The organism is Saccharothrix australiensis, from assembly GCF_003634935.1.
GTDB classification, from domain to species: Bacteria; Actinomycetota; Actinomycetes; order Mycobacteriales; family Pseudonocardiaceae; genus Actinosynnema; species Actinosynnema australiense.
The window spans coordinates 1,714,896-1,738,505 of the sequence record NZ_RBXO01000001.1; the positions used below are offsets into that span (position 1 = coordinate 1,714,896).

The 23,610-nt window shown below is 71.7% G+C and carries 19 protein-coding genes and 2 pseudogenes; 14 read left to right on the top strand and 7 right to left on the bottom strand.

The genetic code is table 11. The features are described from left to right. The first annotated feature begins 3 nt into the window (after positions 1–3). From C8E97_RS08095 to C8E97_RS08100, 3 genes are read left to right on the top strand one after another with little or no spacing between them, the layout of a single operon-like run. Positions 4–1,314, top strand: coding sequence for an OFA family MFS transporter (locus C8E97_RS08095; RefSeq protein WP_121003091.1), 1,311 nt, complete (start codon positions 4–6; stop codon positions 1,312–1,314). Further along, positions 1,311–1,418, top strand: coding sequence for an MFS transporter small subunit (locus C8E97_RS36775; RefSeq protein WP_425470493.1), 108 nt, complete (start codon positions 1,311–1,313; stop codon positions 1,416–1,418). Before C8E97_RS08095 ends, C8E97_RS36775 begins: the two co-directional genes overlap by 4 nt. A 9-nt stretch (positions 1,419–1,427) precedes the next feature. Next, positions 1,428–2,963: a phytoene desaturase family protein gene (locus C8E97_RS08100; RefSeq protein WP_121003093.1), complete on the top strand. Its 1,536-nt coding sequence runs from the start codon at positions 1,428–1,430 to the stop codon at positions 2,961–2,963. A gap of 95 nt (positions 2,964–3,058) precedes the next feature. Here C8E97_RS08100 and C8E97_RS08105 read toward each other — a convergent pair whose 3' ends face one another. Beyond that, positions 3,059–3,574, bottom strand: a complete 516-nt coding sequence (locus tag C8E97_RS08105; RefSeq protein WP_147455028.1) for a hypothetical protein — start codon at positions 3,572–3,574, stop codon at positions 3,059–3,061. Between the two features lie 110 nt (positions 3,575–3,684). Next, on the bottom strand, positions 3,685–5,985 hold the full coding sequence (locus C8E97_RS08110; protein WP_121003097.1) for an FdhF/YdeP family oxidoreductase: 2,301 nt from the start codon (positions 5,983–5,985) through the stop codon (positions 3,685–3,687). A gap of 508 nt (positions 5,986–6,493) precedes the next feature. On the opposite strand from C8E97_RS08110, the gene C8E97_RS08115 reads away from it, so the two are divergent. From C8E97_RS08115 to C8E97_RS08135, 5 genes and pseudogenes are all read left to right on the top strand, one after another. Continuing rightward, entirely contained in the window at positions 6,494–9,124 is a 2,631-nt protein-coding gene (locus C8E97_RS08115; RefSeq protein ID WP_121003099.1) for a valine--tRNA ligase, read from the top strand. Continuing rightward, on the top strand, positions 9,121–10,479 hold the full coding sequence (gene folC / locus C8E97_RS08120) for a bifunctional tetrahydrofolate synthase/dihydrofolate synthase (RefSeq protein WP_121003102.1): 1,359 nt from the start codon (positions 9,121–9,123) through the stop codon (positions 10,477–10,479). The genes C8E97_RS08115 and folC overlap by 4 nt, the downstream gene beginning before the upstream one ends. Positions 10,480–10,505: 26 nt before the next feature. Next, positions 10,506–10,856 carry a DUF4233 domain-containing protein gene (locus tag C8E97_RS08125; RefSeq protein ID WP_121011070.1) on the top strand — a complete coding sequence of 117 codons (351 nt, stop codon included), beginning with the start codon at positions 10,506–10,508 and terminating at the stop codon, positions 10,854–10,856. A gap of 100 nt (positions 10,857–10,956) precedes the next feature. Then, positions 10,957–11,817, top strand: coding sequence for an exonuclease domain-containing protein (locus C8E97_RS08130; RefSeq protein ID WP_121003109.1), 861 nt, complete (start codon positions 10,957–10,959; stop codon positions 11,815–11,817). Between the two features lie 187 nt (positions 11,818–12,004). Continuing rightward, positions 12,005–12,546, top strand: a pseudogene (locus tag C8E97_RS08135) (alkaline phosphatase D family protein); the annotation flags it as partial. A 69-nt stretch (positions 12,547–12,615) separates the two neighbouring features. On the opposite strand, the gene C8E97_RS08140 reads toward C8E97_RS08135, so the two are convergent. From C8E97_RS08140 to C8E97_RS08155, 4 genes are read right to left on the bottom strand one after another with little or no spacing between them, the layout of a single operon-like run. Continuing rightward, positions 12,616–12,840, bottom strand: coding sequence for a hypothetical protein (locus tag C8E97_RS08140; RefSeq protein ID WP_147455029.1), 225 nt, complete (start codon positions 12,838–12,840; stop codon positions 12,616–12,618). Between the two features lie 11 nt (positions 12,841–12,851). Then, positions 12,852–14,129 carry a WXG100 family type VII secretion target gene (locus tag C8E97_RS34355; RefSeq protein WP_170211691.1) on the bottom strand — a complete coding sequence of 426 codons (1,278 nt, stop codon included), beginning with the start codon at positions 14,127–14,129 and terminating at the stop codon, positions 12,852–12,854. Then, a complete protein-coding gene (locus C8E97_RS08150) occupies positions 14,126–14,428 on the bottom strand; it encodes a type VII secretion target (protein WP_121003113.1) in 303 nt (100 codons plus the stop codon). The genes C8E97_RS34355 and C8E97_RS08150 overlap by 4 nt, the downstream gene beginning before the upstream one ends. Before the next feature lie 10 nt (positions 14,429–14,438). Next, entirely contained in the window at positions 14,439–14,999 is a 561-nt protein-coding gene (locus C8E97_RS08155) for a YbaB/EbfC family nucleoid-associated protein (RefSeq protein ID WP_147455030.1), read from the bottom strand. A 15-nt stretch (positions 15,000–15,014) separates the two neighbouring features. Between C8E97_RS08155 and C8E97_RS08160 the strand changes: the two are divergent. Together C8E97_RS08160 and C8E97_RS08165 are read left to right on the top strand one after the other, a co-directional pair. Beyond that, positions 15,015–15,785: pseudogene (locus C8E97_RS08160) on the top strand (alkaline phosphatase D family protein); the annotation flags it as partial. A gap of 105 nt (positions 15,786–15,890) precedes the next feature. Then, positions 15,891–18,053 (top strand): alpha-amylase family glycosyl hydrolase, encoded by a 2,163-nt coding sequence (locus tag C8E97_RS08165; RefSeq protein WP_121003119.1) that lies wholly within the window; start codon positions 15,891–15,893, stop codon positions 18,051–18,053. Between the two features lie 582 nt (positions 18,054–18,635). Here C8E97_RS08165 and C8E97_RS08170 read toward each other — a convergent pair. Next, complete coding sequence (locus C8E97_RS08170) at positions 18,636–18,932, bottom strand: hypothetical protein (protein WP_121003121.1); 297 nt, start codon at positions 18,930–18,932, stop codon at positions 18,636–18,638. A gap of 421 nt (positions 18,933–19,353) precedes the next feature. On the opposite strand from C8E97_RS08170, the gene C8E97_RS34015 reads away from it, so the two are divergent. The 4 genes from C8E97_RS34015 to C8E97_RS08195 all read left to right on the top strand — a co-directional run bounded on the left by C8E97_RS34015 (position 19,354) and on the right by C8E97_RS08195 (position 23,092). Then, positions 19,354–19,707, top strand: a complete 354-nt coding sequence (locus tag C8E97_RS34015; protein WP_147455031.1) for a hypothetical protein — start codon at positions 19,354–19,356, stop codon at positions 19,705–19,707. Between the two features lie 404 nt (positions 19,708–20,111). Continuing rightward, complete coding sequence (ndk, locus tag C8E97_RS08185; protein WP_121003127.1) at positions 20,112–20,522, top strand: nucleoside-diphosphate kinase; 411 nt, start codon at positions 20,112–20,114, stop codon at positions 20,520–20,522. A gap of 154 nt (positions 20,523–20,676) precedes the next feature. Further along, entirely contained in the window at positions 20,677–21,090 is a 414-nt protein-coding gene (locus C8E97_RS08190; protein ID WP_121003129.1) for a DoxX family protein, read from the top strand. 28 nt (positions 21,091–21,118) lie between these two features. Continuing rightward, positions 21,119–23,092 carry a TIGR03960 family B12-binding radical SAM protein gene (locus C8E97_RS08195; protein ID WP_121003131.1) on the top strand — a complete coding sequence of 658 codons (1,974 nt, stop codon included), beginning with the start codon at positions 21,119–21,121 and terminating at the stop codon, positions 23,090–23,092. The last annotated feature ends 518 nt before the right edge of the window (positions 23,093–23,610 follow it).

Below are 23,610 nucleotides of genomic sequence, written 5' to 3' on the forward strand. Positions count from 1 at the left end.
GCGGTGGGCTTCCTCGACCGGGCGCGCACGGTCGCGCCGCCGGGCTGGAACCGCTGGCTGGTGCCGCCCGCCGCGCTGTCGGTGCACCTGGCGATCGGCCAGGTGTACGCGTGGAGCGTGTTCAAGCCGCCGCTGGAGGGCGCGCTCGGCCTGTCCGGCACGCGGAGCGCGCTGCCGTTCCAGGTGGCCATCGTGATGCTCGGGCTGTCGGCGGCGTTCGGCGGCACGCTGGTCGAGCGCAACGGCCCCCGGTGGGCGATGGCGGTGTCCGCGACGTGCTTCTCGTCCGGGTTCCTGATCTCGGCGCTCGGCGCGTGGACCGGGTGGTTCTGGCTGGTCGTGCTGGGTTACGGGCTGGTCGGCGGCGTCGGCCTGGGCATCGGGTACATCTCGCCGGTGTCGACGCTGATCAAGTGGTTCCCGGACCGGCCGGGCCTGGCCACCGGCATCGCGATCATGGGGTTCGGCGGCGGCGCGCTGATCGCGTCGCCCTGGTCGGCCGGGATGCTGGAGGCGTTCGGCCGGACCGGCGCGGGGATCGCCCTGGCGTTCCTGGTGCACGGCGTGGCGTACGCGGTGTTCATGTCGGTGGGCGTGCTGCTGGTGCGCGTGCCCGCCGAGGCGGCCGAGCGGTCGCCGGCGCGGTCGTCGTTCGGCGTGTCGGCGCGCAACGCCGTGCGGACGCCGCAGTTCTGGTGCCTGTGGGTGGTGCTGTGCTGCAACGTCACGGCGGGCATCGGCATCCTGGAGAAGGCGTCGCCGATGATCCGGGACTTCTTCGCCGGCACCGCCACCCCGGTCGCGGCGGGCGCCGCCGCCGGGTTCGTCGCGCTGCTGTCGCTGGCCAACATGGCGGGCCGGATCGTGTGGTCGTCCACATCGGACCTGGTGGGGCGCAAGAACGTCTACCGCGTGTACCTCGGTGTCGGCGCGGTGACGTACCTGGTGCTCGCGCTCGCGGGCGACGCGTCCACGGTGCTGTTCGTGGTGTGCGCCATGCTGGTCCTCTCGTTCTACGGCGGCGGGTTCGCCACCGTCCCGGCCTACCTGAAGGACCTCTTCGGCACCTACCAGGTGGGCGCGATCCACGGCCGCCTGCTGACCGCGTGGTCGGTGGCGGGCGTGCTCGGGCCGTTGATCGTCAACGCGGTCGCCGACCGCGCCGAGGCGGCCGGCGAGGCGGGGCCTGGCCGGTACACGACCTCGCTGCACGTCATGATCGCGCTGCTCGTTGTCGGGTTCGCGGCCAACGAGCTGGTGCGGCCGGTGGCCGGGCGGCACCACGAGCCGTCGGCGGGAGGGGCCTCCCGGTGAACCGGACCGCGCTGCCGGTGCTCGCGTGGCTGTGGGTGGGGCTCCCGTTGGCCTACGGCCTGGTCGAGTTGATCCGCAAGGTGACCGCGCTGTTCACGGGCTAGGGTCGGCTGGTGGACTCCTACGACGTGGTGGTGGTCGGCGGCGGGCACAACGCCCTGGTCGCGGCGGCGTACCTGGCGAGGGCCGGGCGCTCGGTGCTGGTGGTGGAGAAGCTCGACCACGTCGGCGGCGCGGCGGTGGGCGAACAGGTGTTCCCCGGCGTGCCCGCCCGGCTGTCGCGCTACTCCTACCTGGTGAGCCTGCTGCCCGACCGGATCGTCGCCGACCTCGGGCTGAAGGTGGCGCTGCGGTCGCGGGCGGCCTCCTCCTACACGCCCGCGGGCGACCTGCTGGTGGAGCGCGTGCCCGGCGAGGCGACGGCCGCGTCGTTCCGCGCGCTGACCGGGTCGGACGCCGAGTTCGAGCGGTGGCGGCGCTGGCACGCGGACCTGGGTGTGCTGGCGGGCGCGCTCGCGCCGACGCTGCTGGAGCCGCTGGAGTCCCGCGAGCACGCCCGCATCCGGGTCGACGCGGTGGCGCGGATGCGGCTGTGGGAGCAGGTCTTCGAGCGCCCGCTGGGCGCCACGCTGGAGGAGCTGTTCACCGACGACGTCGTGCGCGGCGTGGTCGCGACGGACGGCCTGGTCGGCACGCACGCGTCCCTGCACGACCTGAAGGCCAACCGGTGCTTCCTGTACCACGTGATCGGCAACGGCACGGGCGAGTGGCGGGTGCCGGTCGGCGGGATGGGCGCGGTGACCGACGAGCTCGCGCGGGTCGCGCGGGAGGCCGGCGCGGAGATCGTCACCGGCGCGGAGGTGTCGCGGGTGGACGTCGACGGGTCCACCGGCGAGGTGGAGTTCGACGGCCGGACGGTCGGCGCGCGGTTCGTGCTGTCCGGGGTGGCGCCGCGCGTGCTGGACGCGTTGCGCGGCGTCGAGCGCCGCCCGGTCGCCGAGGGCTGCCAGGTCAAGGTGAACATGCTGCTGGAGCGGCTGCCGAGGTTGCGCGGCGGCGTGGACCCGGCCCTCGCCTTCGCGGGCACGCTGCACCTGGACGAGTCCTACGGGCAGCTGGAGACCGCCTACCGGGAGAGCGCCGACGGCCGGGTGCCGTCCGCGCTGCCCGCCGAGGTGTACTGCCACACGCTGACCGACCCGTCGATCCTGGGCGGCGACCTGGCCGGGCGAGGGTGGCACTCGCTGACGCTGTTCGGCCTGCACACGCCCGCCGCGCTGTTCGAGGAGGACAACGAGGGGCTGCGCGAGCGGCTGGTCGGCCGCTACCTCGCGGCGCTGGACGAGCACCTCGAGGAGCCGATCGAGGAGTGCCTGGCGAAGGACGCCGACGGCCGGCCGTGCCTGGAGGCCCGGACGCCGCTGGACCTGGAGGCGGAGCTGGGGCTGCCGCGCGGCAACATCTTCCACGGCGAGCTGCAGTGGCCGTTCGCCGAGCACGAGGACGAGGTCGGGCGGTGGGGCGTCGAGACCGAGGTGGCGAACCTGTTCGTGTGCGGCGCGGGCGCGCGGCGCGGTGGGTGCGTCAGCGGCGTCGGCGGGCACAACGCGGCGAAGGCGGTGCTGGAGCGCTGGTTCCCGCGGTCCTAGCACCGGTCGCGGCGGACCGGGTGCCGGCGGGCTCGGTGCCGGTGGACTCGGGGTCGGGCTGCCGAGGACCCGGACGGGCGGATTCGGTGCGCGTGTCAGAGGCGGCCGAACAGCTCGGTGACGAGTTGCTTCTCCTGCTCGAAGTTCGCGCCCGACGTCACCGTGATCTCCACGGTCCCCTTGCGCGCCACCAGGGTGTTCTGCACGACCTCGCCGGTGCCCAGGGTGCCGGTGTACGCCTCGTCGTGGAACCCGGCCAGGTCCGCGACCCGCCGAGCGCCGCGGGCGAACGTCTCCCGGCCGCGCGCGAACGCGCCCGCGTCGACGCCGGCCCGGAACCGGACCGAGGTCTCCGCGCCGCCCCCGGCGTACCGGCAGCGCACCTCGGCCCCGTCGATCGTCTCGCGGGGGTGCGCCAGGTTCAGCCGCAGCGCCGCGCCGACGACCTCCTCGGGCGCGTCCGCGCAGCTGATGCCCGCCACCTCCGTCGCGGTGGTGGTCGGTGCGGGCGACGGGCCGCTGCTCGGCGCGGGCGCGCTCGCGGGCGCGGGGGTGCAGCCGCCGAGCAGCGCGAGCCCGCACGCGGCCACGAGCGCCATCCTGATGGTCACCGGTCCCTCCAAGTCCCTCGTCGGAGGGTCGCCGGAACGGGCGTGGGCGTTACCCGCGGCGGGAGGCGGGTCCGGCCGCCTCCCGCCCGCGCGGCGGTGCCGCCGACGGGTCAGCCGGCCGCCCGCTCCAGCCGCACCACGATCGACTTCGAGGTCGGCGTGCCGGAGACCTCCGCCGTGGAGTCCAGCGGCACCAACGAGTTCGCCTCCGGGAAGTACGCCGCCGCGCAGCCCTTCGCCGTCGGGTACGACACCACCCGGAACCGCTCGGCCCGCCGCTCCACCACGCCCGTCGGGTCCTCCGGCCACTCGCTGACCAGGTCCACGTGCTGCCCGTCGAGCAGGTTCAGCTCGTCGAGGTCGGCCGGGCTCACGAACACCACCCGCCGGCCGTTCTTCACGCCGCGGTACCGGTCGTCCAGGCCGTAGATCGTGGTGTTGTACTGGTCGTGGCTGCGCAGGGTCTGCAGCAGCAGCCGGCCGGGCGGCACGTGCGGCACGGTCAGCTCGTGCGCGGCGAAGTTCGCCTTGCCGGTGCGCGTCCCGGTGAACTCGCGGGCGTCGCGGGGCGCGTGCGGCAGCACGAACCCGTCCGGGCGGCGCACCCGCTCGTTGTAGTCGGCGCAGCCCGGCACGACGCGGGAGATCCGGTCGCGGATCAGGTCGTAGTCCTTCTCGAACTCCTCCCACGGCACGGGGTGCTCCGGGCCGAGCAGTGCCCGCGCGAGCCGGCACACGATCGACACCTCGGACAGCAGCCGGGGGCTCGCCGGCGCCAGCCTGCCGCGCGAGCGGTGCACCACCGACATCGAGTCCTCGACCGTCACGAACTGCTCGCCGCCGTGCTGGAGGTCCACCTCGGTGCGCCCCAGGGTCGGCAGGATCAGCGCCGTCCGCCCGTGCACCACGTGCGACCGGTTCAGCTTGGTGGACACCTGCACGGTCAGCTCGCACGACCGCACGGCCCGCTCGGTCACCGCCGTGTCCGGCGTGGCCGCGACGAAGTTGCCGCCCATCGCGAAGAACACCTTGGCGCGGCCGTCCCGCATGGCCCGGATCGAGGCCACCGTGTCGAAGCCGTGCTCGCGCGGGACGGTGATGCCGAACTCCGCCTCCAGCGCAGCCATGAACTGCTCCGGCATCCGCTCCCAGATGCCCATCGTGCGGTCGCCCTGCACGTTGGAGTGGCCGCGCACCGGGCACAGCCCCGCGCCCGGCTTGCCGATCATGCCGCGCAGCAGCGCCACGTTCGCGATCTCGCGGATGGTCGGCACGGAGTGCCGGTGCTGGGTCAGCCCCATCGCCCAGCAGAAGATGGTGCGTTCCGACCCGGCCAGCAGCCGGGCGAACCGCTCCACCTGCGCGCGCGGCAGGCCGGTCGCGGCGTCCACGTCGGCCCAGTCCAGCTCGCGCACGTGCGCGGCGTACTCGGCGAACCCGGCGGTGTACCCGTCGACGAACCCGGTGTCCACCGCGTCCCACGACAGCAGCAGGTTGCCCACCGCCTGGAACAGCGCCTGGTCGCCGCCCAGCCGGATCTGGAGGAACTCGTCCGCCAGCCGGGTGCCTCCGCCGACCAGGCCCTTGGCGTTCTGCGGGTTCTTGAACCGCAGCAGGCCGGCTTCCGGCAGCGGGTTCACCGCGACGATCCGCGCGCCCGCCTTCTTGGCCTCCTCCAGCGCGGACAGCATCCGGGGGTGGTTGGTGCCGGGGTTCTGGCCCACCACCACGATCAGGTCGGCGCGCGGGAAGTCGTCGATGCCGACCGAGCCCTTGCCGATGCCGGTGGTCTCGGACAGCGCCGCGCCGGAGGACTCGTGGCACATGTTCGAGCAGTCCGGCAGGTTGTTCGTCCCGAACGAGCGCACCAGCAGCTGGTAGAGGAACGCGGCCTCGTTGCTGGTGCGGCCCGAGGTGTAGAAGACGGCCTCGTCGGGGTGGGCCAGACCGGCGAGCTTCCCGGCGACGAGCGAGAACGCGTCGCCCCACGAGATCGGCTCGTAGTGCGTGCCGCCCTCGCGCAGCACCACCGGCTCGGTCAGCCTGCCCTGCTGCCCCAGCCAGTAGTCGGTCTTCCCGGCCAGCTCGGCGACGGGGTGCGCGGCGAAGAACTCCGGCCCGACCCGGCGCAGCGTGGCCTCCTCGGCGACCGCCTTCGCGCCGTTCTCGCAGAACTCGGCGAGCTTGCGGTGCCCCTGCGGCTCCGGCCACGCGCAGCCGGGGCAGTCGAACCCCTCGCGCTGGTTGAGCAGCCGCAACGTGGTCACGGTGCGGGCCGCGCCCATCTGCTCCACGCCGCGTTGGAGCGACACGGCCACGCCGGGGATGCCCGCCGCCCACCGCTTGGGCTCGGTCACGTCGATCCGGGACTCGTCGATGTCCTGCTCGGGTGGCTTGCTCATGACCGACATTGTGCGCTGGTCCCGCGTGCGCTGGCGCGCCCCGCGCGAGCGCGCCAGCGGTACCGCGATCGACCGGCGGCGACAGGAGGGGAGGGACCGCTGACACGGGCCCCAAGGGGTTGAGTACGGCCCGTGGACCCGGTGTTCCCCCTGCGACGACCGGCGATCAACGTCAATTGTGATCGCGGCCACTGCCCGGCCGAATCGGCTGAACGGGTGACCTCGGACCGGGCGGGACCACCGCCGTCCGGTCCGCCCGCCGTCCGGTCCGCCCCCCCGTCCGGGGCCGGTCCGCCCGCGAACGGCAGCCGCTCGCCGGTGGTCCGCCCCGCGAGCACCCGATCGGCTGAACCCCGGCGGCGGCCGGACCGGCGACGGCGCGCCGCGGACCCGCGCACCCCGCACGGGCGCGGCCACCGGAGGGGTCGACGGCGAGGTGGCCCGGCCGCCCGGTCGGACGACGCGCTACCAGGTATCTGGTTCGAAGTCGATGCCCGAGGCTCCGTAGACTCCCCACGTGACTGAAACGCCCACCACACCCCAGCGCACCGAACTCCCGCCGGCCTGGAACCCGGCCGAGGTAGAGGCCGGGTTGTACGAGCGGTGGGTGGAGCGCGGGTACTTCAAGGCCGACGCGGGCAGCGACAAGCCGCCGTTCACCATCGTGCTGCCCCCGCCGAACGTCAACGGCAGCCTCCACATGGGCCACGCCCTCAACCACAGCATCATGGACGCGCTCAGCCGCCGCCGGCGGATGCAGGGCTACGAGGTGCTGTGGCTGCCGGGCACCGACCACGCGGGCATCGCGACGCAGACCGCGGTCGAGCGCTCCCTCGCCGGCGAGGGCCTGTCCCGCCACGACCTGGGCCGCGAGGAGTTCGTGGAGCGGGTCTGGCGCTGGCGCGAGGAGGTCGGCGGCACCATCCTCGGCCAGATGCGCCGCCTCGGCGACGGCGTGGACTGGGACCGCCTCCGGTTCACCATGGACGAGGGCCTGTCGCGGGCCGTCCAGACGATCTTCAAGAAGCTGTACGACGACGGCCTCATCTACCGCGCCGAGCGCATCATCAACTGGTGCCCGCGCTGCCGGACGGCGCTGTCGGACATCGAGGTCGACCACTCCGACGACGAGGGCGAGCTGGTCTCCATCCGCTACGGCTCCGGCGAGAACTCCATCGTCGTCGCGACCACCCGCGCGGAGACCATGCTGGGCGACACGGCGGTGGCCGTGCACCCGGAGGACGAGCGGTACCGGCACCTGATCGGCACCGAGGTCGAGGTGCCGCTGACCGGCCGCTTCGTGCCGGTCGTCGCCGACGAGCACGTCGACCCGGAGTTCGGCACGGGCGCGGTGAAGGTCACCCCGGCGCACGACCCGAACGACTTCGAGATCGGCAGGCGGCACGACCTGCCCGCGCTGACCGTGCTGGACGGCCGGGGCGTGATCACCGCGCACGGCCCGTTCGAGGGCCTGGACCGGTTCGAGGCGCGCCCCGCCGTGGTCGCCGCGCTGCGCGAGCAGGGCCGGATCGTCGCCGAGAAGCGGCCCTACACGCACTCCGTCGGCCACTGCTCGCGCTGCGACACGGTCGTCGAGCCGCGCCTGTCGCTCCAGTGGTGGGTCAAGGTCGAGCCGCTGGCCCGCGAGGCCGCGGCGGCGGTGCGCGACGGCCGCACCACGATCCACCCGCCGGAGCTGGCCAAGCGCTACTTCGACTGGGTGGACAACCTCAACGACTGGTGCATCTCGCGCCAGCTGTGGTGGGGCCACCGCATCCCGGTCTGGTACGGGCCGAACGACAAGGTCATGTGCGTCGGCCCGGACGACGAGCCGCCGGGCGAGGGCTGGACGCAGGACGAGGACGTGCTGGACACGTGGTTCTCGTCGGGCCTGTGGCCGTTCTCCACGCTGGGCTGGCCGACGCCGACCAGCGACCTGGCGAAGTTCTACCCGACCAGCGTGCTGTCCACCGGCTACGACATCCTGTTCTTCTGGGTCGTCCGGATGATGATGTTCGGCCTGTACGCGATGGACGGCAAGCAGCCGTTCGACCACGTGTACCTGCACGGCCTGATCCGCGACCAGCACGGCAAGAAGATGTCCAAGTCGCGCGGCAACGGCATCGACCCGCTGGACTGGATGGACTCCTACGGCGCGGACGCCACCCGGTTCACGCTGCTGCGCGGCGCGAACCCCGGCTCGGACCTGGTGGTCGCCGAGGAGTGGGCCGCCGGCTCGCGCAACTTCACCACCAAGCTGTGGAACGCGACCCGGTTCGCGCTGGGCAACGGCGCGACGGTGGACCGCCCGGTGCCGCCGCGCGCCGAGCTGACCGACGCCGACCGCTGGGTCCTCGACCTGCTCGACCGGCTCGTCGCGGACGTCGACGGGCACTTCGAGACCTTCCAGTTCGCCAAGCTGTCCGAGGCGCTCTACCACTTCACGTGGGACGAGTTCTGCGACTGGTACCTGGAGCTGGCCAAGGTCCAGCTGGCCGAGGGCGGTGCGCGGGCCGAGGCGACGCAGGCCGTCCTCGGGCACGTGCTCGACGTGCTGCTGCGCCTCCTGCACCCGTTGACGCCGTTCGTCACCGAGGCGCTGTGGACGACGCTGACCGGCGGCGAGTCGCTGGTCGTCGCGGACTGGCCGCGCGCGCGCGGCGACGCGCCCGACGAGGTGGCGGCGACCCGGATCGAGGGGGTGAAGAAGCTGGTCACGGAGATCCGGCGGTTCCGCGCCGACCAGGGCCTCAAGCCCGCCCAGAAGGTCGCGGGCAAGGTCCGCGGCGCGTGCTGCGCCGACCTGGCCGAGCAGGTGCCCGCCGTGCGGTCGCTGACCCGGATGACCGAACCCGGCGAGGACTGGACGGCGTCGGCGTCGCTGGAGGTCGGCCTGCCCGCGGGCGCGGTGACGGTCGAGCTGGACCTGTCCGGCGCGATCGACGTGGCCGCCGAGCGCAAGCGCCTGGCCAAGGACCTGGCGGCGGCGGAGAAGGAGCGGGCCCAGTGCGAGGGCAAGCTCGGCAACCCCGCCTTCACCGACAAGGCCCCGGCCGAGGTGGTGGCCAAGATCCGGGCCCGGCTCGCGGCGGCGATCGCCGACGTCGGGCGCATCCAGGCCCGCCTCGACGCGTTGCCGCGGTCGTGAACGCGCCCGATCCGCTGGAGGAGCTGCGCCAGGTCGAGGCGGAGCTGAACCAGCGCTGGCCCGAAACCAAGCTCGACCCGAGCGTCGAGCGGATCAAGGCGCTCGTCGAGCTGCTGGGCGACCCGCAGACCTCGTACCCGGTGCTGCACATCACCGGCACGAACGGCAAGACGTCGACGTCCCGCATGGTCGACGCGCTGCTCACGCGCGTCGGCCTGCGCACCGGCCGCTACACCAGCCCGCACCTCCAGCTGGTGACCGAGCGGATCAACGTCGACAACGTGCCGATCAGCCCGTCCCGCTACGTCGAGGTGTACCGCGACATCGAGCCGCTGGTGTCCATCGTGGACAGTCGGAGCGAGGTGCCGCTGAGCAAGTTCGAGGTGCTGACCGGCATGGCGTTCGCGGCGTTCGCGGACGCCCCGGTGGACGCGGCGGTCGTCGAGGTCGGCATGGGCGGCCGGTGGGACGCCACCAACGTCGCGGACGGGAAGATCGCGGTGATCACGCCGATCGGCGTGGACCACGTCGACTACCTCGGCTCGTCGCTGGAGGGCATCGCGACCGAGAAGGCCGGGATCATCAAGCCCGGCGCGGTCGCGCTGCTGGCCGAGCAGGACCCGGTGGCCGAGCGGGTGCTGCTGCGGCGGGTCGCCGAGGTGGACGCCACCGTCGCCCGGCAGGGCTCGGAGTTCGGCGTGCTGCGGCGCGACGTCGCCGTCGGCGGCCAGCTGCTGCGGTTGCAGGGGCTCGGCGGCGTGTACGACGAGGTCTTCCTGCCGCTGCACGGCGCGCACCAGGCCGCGAACGCGGCGCTCGCGCTGGCGGCGGTGGAGGCGTTCTTCGGCGCGGGCGCCGACCGGCAGCTCGACGTGGAGGCGGTGCGGGAGGCGTTCGCCGGCGTGGCGTCGCCGGGCCGGCTGGAGCGCGTGCGGTCCGCGCCGACCGTGCTGGTCGACGCCGCGCACAACCCGCACGGCGCGCAGGCGCTGGCGAAGGCGCTGGACGAGGAGTTCGCGTTCCGCAAGCTCGTCGCGGTGGTCGGCGTGATGGACGACAAGGACGCCGTCGGCATCCTCGAAGCGCTGGAGCCGGTGGTGGGCGAGGTCGTGCTGACCGCCAACTCGTCGCCGCGCGCGATGGACCCGGACCTGCTGGCCGGCGTGGCGATCCCGATCTTCGGCGAGGACCGGATGGTCGTGCGACCGCACCTCGACGACGCGATCGAGGAGGCCGTGCGGCTGGCCGAGGAGGAGGACGAAGGTGGCCTGGTGTCCGGCGGCGGTGTGGTCGTGACCGGGTCCGTGGTGACCGCCGGCGAGGCGCGGGCCCTGTTCGGCAAGGAGCCGTCGTGACCGCGCCCGCGCCGAGGAAGGACCCGATGAAGTCGTTCCGGGGCATCATGGCCGGGACGCTCATCCTGGAGGTGATCGTCGTCGCGCTGGCGCTGCCGGTGGTGGCCAAGCTCGGCGACGGCATCGGCACGGGCACCGGGTACCTGGTGCTGGGGCTGATCGTGGCGCTGATCGGGACGTGCGCGCTGCTCAAGCGCCCGTGGGCGGTGTGGGTGATCGCCGCCGTGCACGTGGTGATGATCGCCTCGTGGGTGGCGTTGACGGCGCTGGGCGTCATCGGGGTGCTGTTCACCCTGGTGTGGTGCTACCTGCTGTGGTTGCGCCGCGACGTGGCCCGACGCATGGCCGAGGGCCGGTTGCCCAGCCAGCAGACCTAGCCCGCGGCGCGACCGCGGTCGCCGAGCGCAGGTCACGATCAAGGGCTTACGCGCACTCAAGCGGTGTGGGTCATCGGTCTCCGCCGCTACGTTCGCGCGCATGAGCAACCGCGAGCAGTCGTGGGCGTTAGGGTCCATGATCGCGCTGGACCTGGAGACCACCGACACCAACCCCCACCGGGACCGCATCGTGACCGCCGCGGTGGTCGCCATCACCGTGCGGGTGCCCGGTGCGAGGCCCGAGGTGACCACACGCACCTGGCTGGCGGACCCCGGTGTCGACATCCCCGTCGAGGCGACCGCGATCCACGGCATCAGCACGGACCACGCCCGCCGCGAAGGCAGCCCGGCTCCGGACGTCGTCGCGGAAGTGGCCGGGCACCTGGCCGGGGTGTGGACCGCCGACACGCCGTTGTGCGCGTTCAACGCCGCGTTCGACCTGACCATGCTCGACGCCGAACTGCGTCGCCACCACGGTCGCGGCCTCCCGCTCAGCGGGCCGGTGGTCGATCCGCTGTGCATCGATCGCCGCCTGCGCCCCGTCAGCGGTTGGCAGGACAAGCGCACCCTCGCCGACGTGTGCGCCCACTACCGCGTGCGGTTGGAGGGCGCCCACACCAGTGACGGTGACGCGATCGCCGCGGCCCGCCTGGCCTGGGCGATGGCCAAGCGCTACCCCGAGGCGGTCGGCCTGCTGGACCCGAGGGTGCTGCACCGCCACCAGGCGGACTGGTACCGGGAACAGGAGAACGCCTACGCCGCGCGGCAGGAGCGGAAGCTCGGGCAGCTGATCGCGCACGGCGGCGACCGCGCGCAGGTCGACTGGTTGCGCGACCGCATCGCGGGCATCCGGGCACGCGCCGAGTCCTGGCCGCTGCTGCCGGACACCGGCGCAGGGGCCGCGCACCGCCGGGTGCCGCCCGGTCCCGGCGCATCGGCCGACTCCTACGCGCCCTGTTGAGCTGCCGGGCCACACCTGCGACGAACCGCATGCCGCAGGGCTCACGCGCCGCCGCGACGCCGAGTACGGCAGGGGCTGACGGGTCATCGGCGGGTCGCGACGTGGCGCGACGGATGGCCGGGAGTCGGTTGCCGGGGCAGCAGGTCCAGTTCACCGCGAGTTCGGATTCGGCGGCTAAAAGCCCGCCATGACCGAAGGTGTGGTGAACCGGCGGACGCTGCTGCGCGCCGGGGCGATCGGGACGGTCGCGGCGTTCGCGCCCGGTGTCGCGCAGGCGGCGTCCGGCCGGCCCGTGCTGACGCACGGCGTGCAGTCCGGCGACGTGACGTTCGACGGCGGGCTCGTGTGGACGCGGTCCGACCGGCCGGCGCGGATGCTCGTGGAGGTGGCGTCGGACCCGTCGTTCCGGCACGCCCGCGGGCTGCGCGGCCCGCTGCTCACGCCGTCGACGGGCGGCACCGGCCGGACTGCTTCCTGCACAGCGGCGACACGGTGTACGCCGACAATCCCATGCAGGAGACGGTCGCGCTGCCCGACGGGCGGATCTGGCGCAACGTGGTGACGCCGGAGAAGCTGAAGGTCGCCGAGACGCTCGACGAGTACCGCGGCCAGTTCGCGTACAACCTGGTCGACCCGAACTTCCGGTCGTTCGCCGCCGACGTGCCCGCGTTCGTGCAGTGGGACGACCACGAGGTGGTCAACAACCGGTACCTGGGCGAGATCCCGGACTACCGCTTACCGGGGTTACAGTAACACGCGATTGATCACTACCTCTTTGACCAAGCTCCGCCGACGCGGTCAGCTCTGGTGGATCAGCCGGTCGGGCGCGGCCTTCGTGTCGAGCCAGGCCCTGGCCAGCTTGCCCGCCGCCGCGCGGAACACGCCGTCGCGGTTGCCGTCGTCGGGCGTGATGGTCTCCGACCGCTTGTCCAGGACGAGGTACCGCTCCGTCCCGCCGTCGGTGTGGAACCGGTAGCGCGCCTCGGCTTCGGTCTCGTTCTCCTTGTGCAAGTACACGAGCATCGCCAACGCGATCACCTCCAAGGCTTGCTGTAGTCCTCATCGGACGCGGGCGGGATCTGGGTCTCCCACCGCGACACGTCGTTGGCCGCCGCGTGAGCGTCCCGGTACGAGGCGTTCGGGTTCTGCTGCCAGTATCGCGCCTCGGCGAGTTCGTGTTCGAGCAGGGCGATGTCCGAGGGCTGCGCGCGTCCCGATCGCAGCCTCAGCCACGCCTCCGCCATGTCCGGGTTCGGGTCGAAGCGGGCCATGACCGTGCCCCCGTCGACGCCTTCAAGCGGGTGCAGGTCCTCGAACACGTGGTTCTTGATCTGCTCGATCTCGGCTCGGCTGAACCCGGTGCCGCCCCCGACCCGCGGCACATCAGCGACATGGCCCGCGACGTCGTCGATGTCATCGGACCCGCGGATCGATTGGTACGCGTTCTCCGACCAGCGGTCGATGCGGTCGTAGGCGCGCAAGGACCCGTCGTCCACCGGTCGCGCGCCGCCGGTCTGGCCGGGGCGTGGGAGTTCATCGCCCGATCGCGCCGGGGCCTTGAGGTCGTCCAGCACCTTGCGGACCTTGCCGAACACGTCGCCGAGTTTGCGCAGCAGCGGGACGAGCTTGCCGATCGTGCGCACCAGCTTCTTGAGGATGTCGCCGATCTTCACGCCCCAGCGCGCGACAGCCGCGGACGCCTGCGCGACCACGACAGGTGTGGCCAGACCGAGCGTGAATGCCACCTCCAGCGCCCAGGCGATCAACCGTCCGACGAGGTCGGCGATCAGGTCCCGCACGACCTCCCGGACCACGGCGACCACGACGCCCGCCATCTCCACGGCCGAGCCGAACCCGTCGGCGGCGGTGGACGCGCCACCCAACACCTCGGCGGTGTTCCCGGCGGCGGCCCGGTAGGCATCCCCCGCCTGCCCCTGCCATCCCGCGGTGTCGTTGGCGACGTCGCGCGTGTAGTCGTCACGGACTTCGGCCACGGCCTTGGCGACGTTCTTCCACGTAGCCGCGTGCGAGGCGACGAGGTCGGCGTTGCCCGCGAGCCAGTCCAACGCGTCGGACAACGGCTTGACGTGCTCGATCAGCCACGAGACTCCGGCCGACAGCAGCGAGCCCAGCGGGTCGACGACCATGCTCAGCGCCTCAAGCCCGACACCCGCGACACCCATGCCGATGTCGATCCAGTTGCCGCTCTCGATGCCGGACTTGAGGTCGGCGGCGGACTCGGCGATCCCGATGCCGGAGTACCACCGCGTGCTGTCCTGGACCGGCGCGATGAGGGGATTGGTGTCGGTCACCGCAAGCTCCCGAAGGTGACGGCCGCGTCGTCCTCACGCTGCTCGTACTCATCGGCCGTGTACTTCACCTGGGTGGCGATGTCGGCCATTCCCTTGGTACCGGCGGTCAACGCCTCACTGGCCTGATCCTCGATGCCGCGCATGACCGAGGGCAGGAACTGGCACAACTGTCCGTAGGCGCCGTCGGCCATGCTGACCGTGCGGGCGGCGTGCACCGCCTCACCCAGCCGTTCGGCCAGTGCCTCGAGCCTGACGGCATGCGCGCGCAGTTCATCGGGCAGAACGTCGTATCCGTCCACTGCGCCTCCTTCACCTCAGGTACGAGTCGTCGCCGAAGTCGTCGTCATCGCGCCGGGGGGTCCGTGGTGCGGGCGGCGGAGCGTCACCGAACCGATCGCGGTACGCGTCCACGACCATCCGACGGGTTTCCGGCAGGTCGTCGCCCACCTGTGCCTCCGTCGCGGCCCGGACCTCACCGGCGATCCGCGCGCGAGCGGCCTTCAGGGTGTTCATGAACAGCGGACCGAGGTCGTCGGGGCGCACCGAAACCGCCCGATCGGTGAACCGCACCTCCACCGGTGAGCCAGTGGAGTCGACGGTCACGACAACCGCGCCGTTGGAGCTGGTCTCCGTCACCCGGATCCGCTCCACCTCGTCGCGCAACGCCTGCAGGCGATCGGCCCGGCTGCGCATTCCCTCGACCCAGTCGTCGATGCTGCGCTCGGCCTGCCCCGGATCTCCGTTCAGCAGCCCGTCCCAACGTGGCTCCGCCATGCGTCGGTTATAGCCGCACCCCATCGGTGTGATCAGGCGATCGGAAGATTTCCACCGGATGAGTGTCCTGGCCAGGAAGCGCGATTGCCTGGTCACCGCAGGGCATGCACATACCCTGAACTGACACTGGACCTGCCTCAGTACACGGAGAAGCGGGTGGACGTGCTCGCGGCGCGGGCGTTCCGGGCGTTCCACGAGTGGCAGCCCATCGACCCGCGGCAGGCCGTCGACGGGCGCGTCTACCGCGAGTTCGCCTACGGGTCGCACGTCGAGGTGTTCATCCTGGACATGCGGTCGTACAAGGACGCCAACGACGCCCCGCGCGACGGCGTCGGTCACGTGCTGGGGGAGCGGCAGGCCCGCTGGCTGGTCGACTCGCTCGACCGCTCGCGCGCCACGTGGAAGATCATCGCGACCGACCTGCCCATCGGCCTCACCGTGCCGGACGGCGCCGGCATCGAGGGCGTCGCCAACGGCCTGCCGGGCGCTCCCGGCGGACGTGAGCACGAGCTGGCGTGGGTCCTGCGGGAACTGCGGCGGCGGCGCGTGCGCAACACCGTGTGGCTGACCGCCGACGTGCACTACACGGCGGCGCACCACTACTCGCCCGAGTGGGCGGCGGTGTCGGACTTCGACCCGTTCTGGGAGTTCGTGTCCGGGCCGCTGCACGCGGGCGCGTTCGGGCCCAACGCGCTGGACCCGACGTTCGGGCCGGAGGCGGTCTTCGTGCACGCGCCGCCGGCGGCGAACACCTCGCCGCTGGACGGGTTCCAGCACTTCGGCGAGGTCGAGGTGACGCGTGACGGCGAGCTGACCGTGTGGCTGCGCGACGCCACGGGCGCGTCGCTGTGGTCGAAGACGTTGCAGCCCCAGCGCCGGTAGGGCTGGGCTCCGGGGGCTTGTCGACCGGAGATCGTCGTGGTTCCGTTGGCCCCGCCCGGTTCCGGTCGGGCGGGGCTCGCAGGTCCTCGCGACAAGGAGGTCGCCATGCGCCGTCGCGTGGGTCTCGTCGTCACGCTGTTGGTCGGACTGGTCGTCCCGGCGACAGCGGTGTCGGTGGTGCCCGCGTCCGGGGAGCCGTCGCCCGGCGGGCGCCTCGCGGTGGGCGCGGTGGTCGACCTCGCCCCCGGTGCGCGGCCCGGTGACCGGGCGCTGGCCCGAGACGCACTGCGCGACGACCTCACGGGCGAGCGGTTCTACTTCGTCCTGCCCGACCGGTTCGCCAACGGCGACCGCGGCAACGACCACGGGCGCTCCGGCGCGACGGACCGGGCGCGCACCGGGTTCGACCCGTCGGACAAGGGCTTCTACCACGGCGGCGACCTGGAGGGCCTCCGCGGGAAGATCGACTACCTGGACGGCATGGGCGTCACGGCCCTGTGGCTGACCCCGGTGTTCCGCAACCGCTGGGTGCAGGGCTCGGGAGCCGACGCGTCCGCCGGCTACCACGGCTACTGGACCACCGACTACACCTCGCTCGACCCGCACTTCGGCACCACCGACGACATGCGGCGGCTGATCCGGGACGCGCACCGGCGCGGCATCAAGGTGTTCTTCGACATCGTCGCCAACCACACCGCCGACCTCATCGAGTACGCCGAAGGCCGGTACGACTACGTCCCGACCGACGTCGCGCCCTACCTCGACCCGTCCGGGAACCCCGTCGCCATCGCCGCCATCGCCGGGCGGGAGGACTTCCCCCGGCTCACCGGCCCGTACACGCCGGTCGTGCGCGGGCGCAAGGCGCCTGCCTGGCTGAACGACCCGTCGCTGTACCACAACCGGGGCAACTCGACGTTCAGCGGCGAATCCGCCGAGTACGGCGACTTCGCGGGCCTGGACGACCTGATGACCGAGCACCCGGCGGTCGTCGCGGGCATGAAGCGCATCTTCACGAGCTGGATCGACACCCTCGGCATCGACGGCTACCGCGTCGACACGGTCAAGCACGTGAACATCGGGTTCTGGCAGGCGCTCGCGCCCCACGTGCGGGAGTACGCGGCGCAGCGCGGCAAGGAGGACTTCTTCGTGTTCGGCGAGGTGTTCGACGCCGACCCGGCGGTGACGTCCCGCTACACCACCACCGGTGGCATCCAGTCGGCGCTGGACTTCCCGTTCCAGGCCGGTGCGACGGCGTTCCTGTCCGGTCGCGGCGCGGAGCGGCTGGGTGAGGTGCTGGTGGCCGACGACCGGTACACCGACGCCGACTCCAACGCCTCGTCGCTGCCGACGTTCCTGGGCAACCACGACCTGGGACGCGTCGCCTGGGCGGTGCGGCACAACCGGCCCGGCGTGGGCGAGGCGGAACTCCTGGAGCGGCTGGAACTCGGCAACGCGCTGATGCACCTGTGGCGCGGCAACCCGGTCGTGTACTACGGCGACGAGCAGGGGTTCGCCGGTAGCGGTGGCGACAAGCCGGCGAGGCAGGACATGTTCGCGTCCGAGACGCCCGAGTACCGGGCGGAGGACCTGGTCGGCAGCGACCGGACGGGAGCCGTGGACAACTTCTCCACCGACCACCCGCTGTACCGGCAGCTGCGCGACCTGGCGTCGTTCGTCGACGCCGATCCGGTGTGGCGCGTCGGGAACCAGACCCTGCGGTACGCGTCGGGCGACGTGCTGGCGTTCAGCCGGGTGGCCGCCGCCGAGCAGGTCGAGCACCTGGTGGTGGCCAACGCCGGGACGTCCGCGGCGTCGGTCGAGGTGCCGGCGGCCAGTGCCGCCCTGTGCCCGGTGCGACCGGCGGCGGCTTCGGTGACGCCCGTGGTGGGCGGCAGGGCGCGGGTGACGGTGCCGCCGCTGTCGGTGGTGGTGCTCCGGGGCACCGACCGGCTGCCGTCCGCCGTGCCCACGCCGACCCTGGTCCTGCCCCCGGTCGGGACCGCGCTGGACGAGCGGGTGGAGCTGCGTGCGGACGGGATCACGGCGCCGTTCGCGCAGGCGACGTTCGCGGCGAGGGCCGAGGGCGCGCCCGACTGGACCGTGCTGGGCACCGACGACACCGCGCCCTACCGGGTGTTCGCCGACCTCGCCCGGCTGCCCGGCGCGGCGGCGGGTCGACAGGTCGAGGTGCGGGTGGTGGCGAAGGGGGCCGGCGGTCTTGTCGGGGCGGACGGCGCGGTGCTGTCCCTGGTGCCCGCGGACCGCTGACCGCCGGTCGGCGGTATTCCATTCCAGGCGGACATGTGATCAGGGATGTGGCGGCCTTGAGCGCGCAAGTCCCGACGGATGACGATCGAGCATCCCGACGTTCATCGCTATCAGCCGATGGTGTTATGCGGGTACCGACCGTGTATTTTCGCCGGGCTATGGCTGCGATGACGTCGCTTGAGTTCGCTCATTTGGCCTATCAAGGCGTTGTGCCGTCCAGTTCAGCGGACTCGGCAGACCGCTGGGCGTTCGAATTGCACCGCCCGGCGTTCGGGTCGAACGCGGACTTGCTAGCGTGTTGGTAGCATGTGGGAGATGGTCGCACTTGGTGCACACCAAACCCACCAAGGAATAGCAAGTCAGGGTGGTGGTTGGTAGTCGCGATGGTGAACCCGACACCAGAGGTGCCCTGAGGCGGCCCATTGAACGGGTTGAAGGTGATGTGCGTGGTACACGACGAGTGTGTGGGAAGGCGAGTGGAGAGCAAGGGTGTCGGTCCGGCTCGACGACGAAGACCGAGTGCGCGGCGGCAACGCTGCGCGGAGCTGACGGACGGGATGTGGGCGGCCTCGGGACGCGAGGTCAGATGATGATGATGCGTGAGGTTTCCCCGTCGCGGCGCAGCAGGATTTCGTCACCGTTCACGGCGACGGTCTCATAGAGGACCCTGCCGTACCCGACCATCCGCCGGACCGCTTCGGTCATGGTGATGCCCTCGCGATCGACGATCATCTGGAGCGCCTCTTCGGTGGCCGGGCTGATGTTGACGCTGAGCCGGGTGGGCTTGTCGGCCGACTGCGGGTTCTTGTCGGTCGGGTCGTCGCCGGACTTGCCCTTGGCGCCTCGTCGTTCGGCTCCACCTGCTGTGTGGGTCGTCATGCGATCCTCCTCCTCCAGGCGGACTGGTGTCCCCAGGGCCCGTGGCCCCGAACTTTCAAGATCATTATGGCATCGAGCCAGGGTGACCGGACAGCACCAGGTTCGGTGCCCGAGTGACGTTCGCATGGGCTGTGGGCGAACGTTGCTCCACTGGTGCAGTTCATATGAAGATTCGTGGTGTCGAGTGGAAGTTGTGTGACATGCTTTTGTTGGAATCCTCTCGCATGCAGCTCGTGCGGCGAGTGGGAGTCATGTGCATCAAGGGGGACGCGTGAACGGCTTACCTCCTCGCCTGTTCCGGCGCGGTCGCCGTCCCACCTCGGCGAACGGGCCGGCCCGACGACGATCCGGTGGCAGCGGCAGTTCCCCTCCGCCCCGCGGGGCCCGGCATGCACACAAGACACCACCGGAAAAGGCGCCAGTGAGTCCTCGCGATCCCGAAGATCGGCCTGACGAGGTGGGCCCACCTCGTTCGGCGGCCGACGACCTGCACGAACGCCCGTATCGAGAAGCGGGCCGCCATCGCCGCGAAATCGATGAGGACTTCATTCCGGCGGATCGCCCGCTGGTGCGTCTCGAGAAGGTCGTCAGGCATCGGCGGCTGACCGTGGTGCTGTTCGCCGCGGCGTTCATCTCACTGGTGGCCCGGATCGTGCTCGTGATGTCGGGCCTCGACGGAGGGCTGTTGGGCGCGACTCTCATCGCCATCGCCCCGCTCCTGTTCTTCGCTGCCCTGTGCCGAATCCTCACGAATCGCCCCCGGCACCGTCGTTGAGGCGGTGCGTCGGGAAGCCGCCATGCCATTGGCCATTGGCTCCATCCGCCGGATGTTACAACTTCGTGTTGTCCATCAGGTGTTCACCGGTCAGGCGTGAACCCCTTCGCATCCGGGAGGCGGCTGCTCGAATTCAACCAGATGGATTAGCGCGGATAGTCCCAGGGGTCGCTTGCGCTTGTGCGTGACCCTCACTTTCCCTGACAGGAGGAATATCCCGGCATTCATCGGTCGCCGCAGGTCGCCGATGCCGCCGAGCCCGCGACCCGGTGCCGGGTGTGCCTCGGCCTCGGCACCGCTGACCCGAACGCGGTGGTCACAACTCGACGCCGGCACGCGTCCGGCTACCCTTCACGCATCCCGACTCTTCTTGCCAGCACCCGTACGAAGGAGTACAGACGGCCGTGAGCGAGCGCACTCTGGTCCTGGTCAAGCCCGATGGCGTCAGCCGGGGCCTGGTCGGCGAGGTCATCTCCCGCATCGAGCGCAAGGGCCTCACGCTGGCCGCCCTCGAACTGCGCACGGTGGACCGCGCGACCGCCGAGCAGCACTACGCCGAGCACGACGGCAAGCCGTTCTTCGGCGACCTGGTGGAGTTCATCACCGGCGGCCCGCTCGTCGCGCTCGTCGTGGAGGGCACCCGCGCCATCTCGGCGTTCCGCCAGCTCGCCGGCGGCACCGACCCGGTGGAGAAGGCCACGCCCGGCACGATCCGCGGCGACTTCGGCCTGGAGGTCCAGTTCAACCTGGTGCACGGCTCGGACTCGCCGGAGTCGGCCGAGCGCGAGATCAAGCTCTGGTTCCCCAACCTCTGAGCACCGAGCACCGCCGTCACGGCCCGGACCGCCCGCGCGGTCCGGGCCGTGCCACGTCTTGCCCTCGCGGCCGGTCGCGCTTGGGCGGCTCGGCCGGTTGCTGACCACCTGACCTGGTTGAACACTGGACGGACCGCACAACCAGGAGGTCGTCATGGACGTGATCGCACTGATCGGCCGGATCCTGTTCGTGGTCCTGTTCTTCGGCTCGGCCGTGGGCCACTTCACCCAGACGGAGGCGATGGCCGGCTACGCGGCGTCGAAGAAGGTGCCCTCGCCGAAACTCGCCACGCAGCTCAGCGGGGTCGTGATGGTCGTCGGCGCGCTCATGGTGCTGCTCGGCGTGTGGGCCGACCTCGGTGCGCTGTTGCTCGCGTTGTTCCTGTTGCCCACGGCGTTCCTGATGCACGACTTCTGGGCGCAGACCGACCCGCAGGCCAAGCAGCAGGAGATGATCCAGTTCAACAAGAACCTGTCGCTGGCCGGCGCGGCGCTGCTGTTCTTCGGCGTCTACGCCGGACCGGGCTCCGACCTGGGCCTGACGGTCACGGGACCGCTGTTCGGATAGCACGCCGGGATGCCGTTACCCTGGGAACGTGAGTGTCGAGTCGGTCTTCCCCGCGTTGGAACCGCTGCTGCCCAGGGTCTCCAAGCCGGTGCAGTACGTCGGCGGGGAGCTCAACGCGACCGTGAAGGACTGGGACTCCGCCGCCGTGCGGTGGGCCCTGATGTACCCGGACGCCTACGAGGTCGGGCTGCCCAACCAGGGCGTCATGATCCTGTACGAAGTCCTCAACGAGCAGCCCGACGTGCTGGCGGAGCGGACCTACGCGGTGTGGCCCGACCTGGAGCGGCTGATGCGCGAGCACGGCGTGCCCCAGTTCACCGTGGACGCGCACCGGCCGGTCGCGGCGTTCGACCTGCTCGGCGTCAGCTTCGCCACCGAGCTCGGCTACACGAACCTGCTCACGGCGCTGGACCTGGGCGGCATCCCGATCCACGCGGCCGACCGCACCGACGCTCACCCGATCGTGGTGGCCGGCGGTCACGCGGCGTTCAACCCGGAGCCGATCTCGCCGTTCGTCGACGCGGCCGTGCTCGGTGACGGCGAGGAAGCCGTCCTGGAGATCACCGACCTCGTGCGGGCGTGGAAGGCCGAGGGCAGCCCCGGCGGGCGGGACGAGATCCTGACCCGCCTCGCCGAGACCGGCGGCGTCTACGTGCCCCGGTTCTACGACGTCGAGTACCTGCCCGACGGCCGCATCCAGCGCGTGGTGCCCAACCGCGAACGCGTGCCGTACCGGGTGTTCAAGCGGACCACGATGGACCTCGACGCGTGGCCGTACCCCAAGCAGCCGCTGGTGCCGCTGGCGGAGTCCGTGCACGAGCGGATGAGCGTCGAGATCTTCCGCGGCTGCACGCGCGGTTGCCGCTTCTGCCAGGCGGGCATGATCACGCGGCCGGTGCGCGAGCGCTCGATCGAGGGCATCGGCGCGATGGTGCAGCGCGGCCTGGAGGCGACCGGGTTCGAGGAGGTGGGCCTGCTGTCGCTGTCCAGCGCGGACCACTCGGAGATCGGGGAGATCACCAAGGGGCTCGCGGACCGGTACGAGGGCACCAACACCAGCCTGTCGCTGCCGAGCACCCGCGTCGACGCGTTCAACATCGACCTGGCCAACGAGCTGTCCCGCAACGGTCGTCGCTCGGGCCTGACGTTCGCGCCCGAGGGCGGCAGCGAACGCATCCGACGCGTGATCAACAAGATGGTGTCCGAAGAGGACCTGATCCGCACCGTCAGCGCCGCGTTCAAGGCGGGGTGGCGGCAGGTGAAGCTGTACTTCATGTGCGGGCTGCCCACCGAGACCGACGAGGACGTCCTGCAGATCGCGGAGATGGCCAAGAACGTCATCCGGGCGGGGCGGGAGGTCAGCGGTCGCAAGGACATCCGCTGCACGATCTCCATCGGCGGGTTCGTGCCCAAGCCGCACACGCCGTTCCAGTGGGCGGCGCAGTGCGATCCGGCCACGGTGGACAGTCGACTGAGGAAGCTGCGCGAGGCCGTCAACTCGGACCGCTCGCTCGGGCGCAACATCGGGATGCGCTACCACGACGGCCAGCCGTCGCTGATCGAGGGATTGCTGTCGCGCGGCGACCGGCGGGTCGGGCGCGTGATCGAGCGGGTGTGGCGCGAGGGCGGTCGGTTCGACGGGTGGTCGGAGCACTTCTCGTACGAGCGGTGGGTGACCGCGGCGGAGGCCGAGCTGTCGCCGCTGGGCGTGAGCCTGGACTGGTTCACGACCCGTGAGCGGGAGGAGTTGGAAGTCCTGCCCTGGGACCACTTGGACTCGGGTTTGGACAAGGAATGGCTGTGGGCCGACTGGCAGGACGCGCTGGACGAGCGGGAGCAGGACGACTGCCGCTGGACGCCGTGCTTCGACTGCGGTGTGTGCCCGGCGATGGGCACCGACATCGAAGTAGGCCCGACCGGCCGAACCCTGCTGCCGATCGCCCCGGTGGGCAAGGGCTCGCCAACCCGCAACCCAGCACTAACCCCAAACACGACCGGGTGAACCAGGGGGCGGACATGTACGAAACACGCGCCGCCCCCACTCGGTAATACAAGGAAGCCGCGCGACCACCCACACCCGTTCCCTCACAATCCTTCGAATCCCCGCCTCATTGCCCTCAAGTCCCCGGCCCCAACCACCCATGAACCCAGCTCCGACCACGTAGCCGTAGTCCGCACTGGACGATGCGGCAGAGCCCGTGCGGCGTGGATGCGGGCACTGGTGCGCCTGCCTGCCGAACGCGAGGTCGAACACGGGCATGAGCGGCAGCACCGGTGAACACGAGGGGAAGCGTCGGTGCAGCGGGCCGGTCCGGTGGCCCTGACTGCGCTCGGTCGGAGTCGCGAGCGGCCCTGATCGCCGACTGCGAAGAACACCGCCTCGGAACCCCCGCCCCAGCGACACTGCCCCCGCAGCCCCGCAGCCCCGCAGCCCCGCAGCCCCGCCCGCACCCCGGCTGCGTAGGTGCCGGACAGCGGCCGCGGGCTTGCAGGTCACCGAGCCGGCACCGGGCCTTCCAA